This window comes from Streptomyces sp. NPDC005574 (assembly GCF_040605435.1).
GTDB lineage: Bacteria > Actinomycetota > Actinomycetes > Streptomycetales > Streptomycetaceae > Streptomyces.
Window position 1 is genome coordinate 1 of the sequence record NZ_JBEXCW010000256.1, and the last position, 2,427, is coordinate 2,427.

A 2,427-nucleotide genomic window follows, 5' to 3' on the forward strand; every position below is an offset into this window, starting at 1 on the left:
AAAGTGGCTGAGGCGTTGCCTGCCGAAAAGCCACTACGTGACCGGATCCTCATTCCCGTACGGCCGGTTGAACTTCAGCGACTGACACCCTCCCCAGCCCGCGGCCGTGGCCCCCTGCTCTTGGTCGATGACGCACATCGGCTGGACTCCAATACAGCTGAACTACTCAAGACTCTAGCCCAGCGTCGCAGCGTAGATTTGATCGTTACCGTGGATGCCGATATTCAGCCTCCGCCAGCCATCACAGATCTATGGAAAGACCAGTACCTGCTCCGTTTGGATGTGCTTCCTCTCGGCATTGAGGCATCCCGCCAGCTGGCAGCCGAACTGCTGGGCGGGCAATTGCTACACGACAGTGCTTCGCGTATAGCTGATCTGGCGGGAGGTAGCCCTCAACTTTTGCATGAATTGATCTACGCCGCTCATGCTAAGGGAATGTTGGTGCGCCATGGGCGAGGCTGGCACCTCACCGAGGGTATTCCTTATTCTCCGGCCCTAAATGACCTGATCAGGCGTCGCATGTGCCAGTTGGACAGTCAGGAGCGACGTGCTGTGGAACTGGTGGCGTTGGCCGAGCCGGTACCACTGGAGCTACTTGAAGAATTGACCAGCGACTCTGTCCTACTCCGCCTGGAAGAACTGAGTTTGATCCGCACGGATTCGTCGGAACCGTCTTTGTCAACTCTCCATGCGTCCGAGGCTTCGATAGTCGTGCGCCTTGATCACCCGATGACCGGACATTTTATCCAACATCACCTTTCGCTGATCCGCCGGCGAAATCTCATCGAGCAGTGGATCGACGTCTATGAAGCGTGGCCAGGCCGCAGGCCGAGCGATCAATTGCGATTGGCTGAATGGCGGCTACAAGCGTCATTGCCGACCAGCTCAGTGCAGCTCGTTAAGGCTGCCCGGTTTGCTCATCACACACAGGACCTGCGCGCCGGCGTCCGGTTCGCGAAAGCCGCGTGGCGCACCGATCCGGGAAATGCTACAGCAGCCGCATATGGGCGGGCGCTGGTAGCGCTGGGGGAATTCGAAACCGCCGATCAGGTACTGAACTCGGTTGGTTCCGGCCCGGAGCTGGACGAGGTGCGCGTTCGGGGACTTCTACTGCAAGGGCGATTCAAAGAAGCGGAATCTCTAGCTACCTGCGTGCCCGGCCCCCGTGGCGCGCTCTATACCGCAATGGCCGGATACCTACAAGGTCGTTTTGGTGAGACACTCAAGACGTGCGAAGGACTGCTTAAGCACTCTGACCCGGCTCTACGAATCGAGGCGGGCCTGTTCGCCATCGTCGCCCTGTGCCACGCTGGACGACCTGAAGATGCCTTGCGCCTGTATAAGCAACTAGCGAGTGATCTGGCTGAAAGTCGCGATCCTGCAGGTGTCTTCCACGCCGACTCTCTCGAGGAGGTACATGCCTCAGCACTCGCTGATGCCGGCCGACTCGCTGAAGCATACGACTCTTTGGTTCGTGTCTACGGAACTGCCGTTGAAAGCGGCCGTGTAAAGATCGATGCACGGCGAGGGCTGGCCCTCGGCATGGTCTTGCTCGAACGCGGCCGTCCCCGACAAGCGCTTCCCTATTTTACATTGACTCCCGCCTATGACGCGGGCTGGGAGCAGTGGCGCCAGCGGGCGAGGATATCCAACGCTCTTGCTACGGCAGTGTTGCCGGACCGGGCTGCTGCCGCCCATGCTGCTGCTGAGCTGCCGGTCGATACAGCGTCGCACTTCGCATCCTATCTCGCTGTAGCCCGTGCCTGGCATGCCAGCACCCTTGCGGACCAATCCGAGGCACTACGCCTGCTCCTGGCATCTGTCGAGTCACACCTCAGCCGTGGCGCATATGGCGACGTTGCTATCCTGGTGCATGAGATGGCCCGGCTCGGCCTGGCCGAGCACGCCGCCGACTACTGGGAAGCCCCTGTTCAAGGGCCTTTCATGCGAGCACGACTCGACCACTGCAGGGCGATTGCTACGAAGGACGGCAAACTACTCCAACGCGCCGCAGCAGGCTTCGCGGCTACGGGCGCCGACCTGTATGCCGCCGAGGCCTTCGCCGATTTGTCCCGCCTCCATCGAAGCGCTGGCAGTGAGCGGGCGGCGAGTGCTGCCCGTCTGCAGGCATCCACCCACTACGCGCACTGCGAAGGAGCCGTTTCTCCTGCCTTGCAACAACTTGAAGAGTTGCGACCGCTGAGCGCACGCGAGCGCGAAATCACCCTTCTGGCCGTCAGGGGTTTGAGCGACAAAGAGATTGCCGCCCACTTGGTTATTTCGATCCGCACGGTCAGTAATCACCTGTACCGAATCTACCGAAAAGTTGGAGTGAACGATCGTGCTGGGCTCCGCAAAATACACCCTTGGCACTGATCCTCTCGCAGACCCTCAGAGGTCTTTCTCTTTCCGAACCTCGTGTGTGAC

1 protein-coding gene is annotated in these 2,427 nt (G+C 60.1%); it reads left to right on the forward strand.

The window, feature by feature from the left end; all coding sequences use genetic code 11:
- The coding region (locus tag ABZT03_RS43790; protein WP_356049846.1) for a helix-turn-helix transcriptional regulator at positions 1 to 2,376 on the forward strand (2,376 nt) is incomplete at its 5' end.
- Positions 2,377 to 2,427 lie beyond the last annotated feature (51 nt).